This is a genomic window from Streptomyces sp. HSW2009 (assembly GCF_040240285.1).
Classification (GTDB): domain Bacteria; phylum Actinomycetota; class Actinomycetes; order Streptomycetales; family Streptomycetaceae; genus Streptomyces.
In genome coordinates, this window is record NZ_JBEHZD010000732.1 from 1 (window position 1) to 3,185 (window position 3,185).

The following is a 3,185-nucleotide window of genomic DNA, read 5'->3' on the forward strand; positions in this document are numbered from 1 at the left end:
GGGGCGGGGGGGGGCCCGGCCCGGGGGGGGGGGGGGGGGGCGGGGGGGGCCGGGGGCGGGCGCCCCCCCCGCCGGGTCGGCCGGGTCAGCGGGGTCGGTCGGGTCCGCGGCGGCCCCCTCGCCCTGCTGCTCCCCGCGCCGGGCGGCCCGTACCCGGCGGCCGGTCAGGGCGGCCAGGCTGTCGCGCACGTGCTCCATGTGCGCGGTCACGTCCTCGCGCTCCTCCGCGTGCGCGTACAGCACCTTCTCCGTCTCGCGCTCGATGCGCTCGGTCTGCGCCCTGGCCCGGGCGATCAGCTCGTCGCCCTGCGCCTCGGCGTCCTCCTGGCCGTGCCGGGCCGCCTCCTCGACCTCCGCGTACGCCCGCTGCGACTCGGCGACGGTGCGCTCGCCCAGCGCTTCGAGTTCGGCGATGCGGGCTTCGAGCGCGGCCTCGCGCTCCGCGATGTCGACGCCGAGCGCCTCCCAGCGTTCGGCGTGCGAGCGTTCCTGCTGGGTACGGAGCGCCTCGGCGCGCTCCCGCGCCACCTCCAGCGCGTCGGCCGCCTCGTGGCGCCACTGTTCGGCGTCCCGCTCGGAGCTCTCGCGCAGGGCGACGGCCTCGGCCCTGGCCTGCTCGATGACCTCCTCGGCCCGGCGGTCGGCGGCGGACCGCAGGGTGCCGGAGGCCGCGTCGGCCGCGTCGCGCGCCGCGTCCGCGTGTTCGGCCGCCGCCTCGCGCGCCTCCTTGCCCGCCCGTTCGGCCGCCGCGTGCAGCCGCTCCGCCTCCTGCTCGGCGGTGGTCAGGATGAGCTGGGCGCCCTCGCCGAGTTCCGCGTACGTCTGCGGCGGGAGCTCGTCAAGGACCGCGCGCAGCCGCTCCGCCTCGGTGGACATCTCGTTGGCGAGCACGGTCAGCCGCGCCGCCCGCTCCCACGCCGTGTCGCGGTCCGCCGACAGCTCGGCCAGGTACCGGTCCACCTGCGCGGGACGGTAGCCGCGCACGCCCCGCCCGGTGGTGGTGAAGCCGTGGGGTGATTCCGTCCCGCTCATCGTTGAAGCCCCTCTCCGGTCCGTCCGGTGTCTCCGCCGCCATCTTTGTAGATGCGAGCGAAATGCCCATAACGCGACACTCCACCCGGCCACCTCGTCAAGGATGCGGCAATTGATGTCGGAAGTCGTAATCTCGGGGATTCTGATGTGAAGAAACGAACCATCCGCAGTGATCACGGATGGACGCATTCAAGCCATATGAGGCGCAGGTGGGCTAGGGCACGGACGGCCGCACGGCGGGCGCCGCGGCGGGTGCCGGCGGGGCGGGGCGTGTGGTGGTTGTCACCGCGGGGTGTGCCGTGACGCGCTGAGCGCGCGGCGCGGGTGGGGTCCGTGGGGGTACGGGGCGGGGCTGGGCGCGCGGCCCGGGTGAGGTGCGTGGCGGTACGCGGTGGGGGCCCCGTACGCGGTGGGGGCCCGTACGCGGTGACGGGTGGCGGTACGCGATGGCGGGGCCCGAACGGCGGGCCGGGGCCGCGGGCCGTACGGCCGGCGAACTCCGCCGACCCGGCGCTTGACCTGGAGCGCGCTCCAGCTCCGAGCATGGCGGTCATGCACCTCACCGACCCCCAGATCATCCTCGGCACGATGGACTTCGGCACCCGCGTCGCCCCCGATACGGCCTTCGCGATCCTCGACTCCTTCGTCGCCGGCGGCGGCGTCTGGCTCGACACCGCGAACTGCTATTCCTTCTGGAGCGACCCCAGCGGCGTCGGCGGCGCCAGCGAGCGCGTCATCGGCGACTGGCTGCGGGCCAGGCCCGGCATGCGGGAGACCGTACGGATCGCGACGAAGGTGCGACACAACCCGCTGGTCCCGCACGCCTGGCCGGAAAGCGCCGAAGGGCTCTCCGCGTCCGCCGTCCACACCGGGGTCGCGCAGAGCCTGGAACGGCTCGGCGTCGACCACGTGGACCTGCTGTGGGCGCACGCCGAGGACCGCACCGCGCCGCTCGCTGAGACGGTCGGCGCCTTCGGTGAACTGGTCACCAAGGGCGTGGCGCTGCGGGTCGGGGCGGCCAACCACCCCGCCTGGCGCGTCGAACGGGCCCGTTCGCTCGCCCGCGAACAGGGCGTCGAGCCGTGGTCGGCCCTCCAACTGCGCCACTCGCTCGTCCAACCCCGCCCGCTCACCCCGCTCGCGGAGTCCGCCCACCGGCTGCTCACCCCCGAGGACCTGGACTTCGCCGGGTCGGAGGGGCTGGCCGTGTGGACGTACAGCTCACTGATGTGGGGTTCGTACGTGCGTACGGACAAAACGCTGCCGGATATTTATGATCACCCCGGGACCACCCAGGTCCTGGCGGTGCTCGCGGAGGTCGCCGACGAACTCGCGGTCTCGCCCAACCAGGTCGTCCTCGCCTGGCTCATGCAGCAGGGCATCGATCCGCTGGTCGGCGTGAGCCGAGTGGATCAGATCGAGCAGGCGCTCGGCGCCCGCGGCGTGCGGCTCGACGAGGAGCACCTGACGCGCTTCGCCGCGGTGCGGTAGGCGCTGCGCGGCGGGTTGGCCGGTGCCGGCGCCGGTACGTGAGGGCGCTGGAGCCGCGGGAGCAGCCGTCGCGGCGGCGGGCCGATGAGCGACGGCCGCGGCAGCCGCAGCAAGGCGCGGGCACAGGCACGAGCACGGCAACGGCACAGCAACCGCAAACGGCAACAACTGCACCGGCAGGCGCAGCAGTCAGCGAGGAGTTCCATGGCCACCCTCACCCCGGCGGCAACCGTCGACCGCACCGGCGTCTCCCTGGACACCCTGCGCTACTACGAGCGCGAGGGGCTCATCGGTCCCATCGGGCGCACCGCCGGCGGGCACCGGGCGTACACCGAGGAGGACGTCTTCTGGATCGGCCTGGTCACCTGTTTCAGGGACGCCGGCCTCGGCATCGCCGACCTGCGCCGGTTCGTCGAGATGCTGCGCGGCGACCAGTCCCGCACGGAGCGGGTGGCCTTCCTGCGGGAGCGCCGTACGGCCATGGACCAGCAGATGACGGCGTTGCGGCGGGCCATGCAGCACCTGGACGACAAGATCGCGTACTACAGCTAGCGCCTTCGGGCGCCCGAGGTTCGCCCCGCGCTGCGGCGTGGGGCGAGCCGCCCGGCCCCGCCCCCCCCCCCCGACCGCCGGCTCTTATACAAAGATCCGCGCCCCCCCGA

3 protein-coding genes are annotated in these 3,185 nt (G+C 74.4%); 2 read left to right on the forward strand and 1 reads right to left on the reverse strand.

Going from position 1 to position 3,185, the window contains the following annotated elements:
- A partial coding sequence (locus tag AAHZ94_RS31425; protein WP_349997115.1) for a coiled-coil domain-containing protein occupies positions 1-1,032 on the reverse strand: 1,032 nt, incomplete at its 3' end.
- A 552-nt stretch (positions 1,033-1,584) separates the two neighbouring features.
- Between AAHZ94_RS31425 and AAHZ94_RS31430 the strand changes: the two genes are divergently transcribed.
- Together AAHZ94_RS31430 and AAHZ94_RS31435 are read left to right on the forward strand one after the other, a co-directional pair.
- A complete protein-coding gene (locus AAHZ94_RS31430; protein WP_349997116.1) occupies positions 1,585-2,523 on the forward strand; it encodes an aldo/keto reductase in 939 nt (312 codons plus the stop codon).
- Positions 2,524-2,727: 204 nt separating this feature from the next.
- Positions 2,728-3,075, forward strand: a complete 348-nt coding sequence (locus tag AAHZ94_RS31435; protein ID WP_349997117.1) for a MerR family transcriptional regulator — start codon at positions 2,728-2,730, stop codon at positions 3,073-3,075.
- Positions 3,076-3,185: the final 110 nt, after the last annotated feature.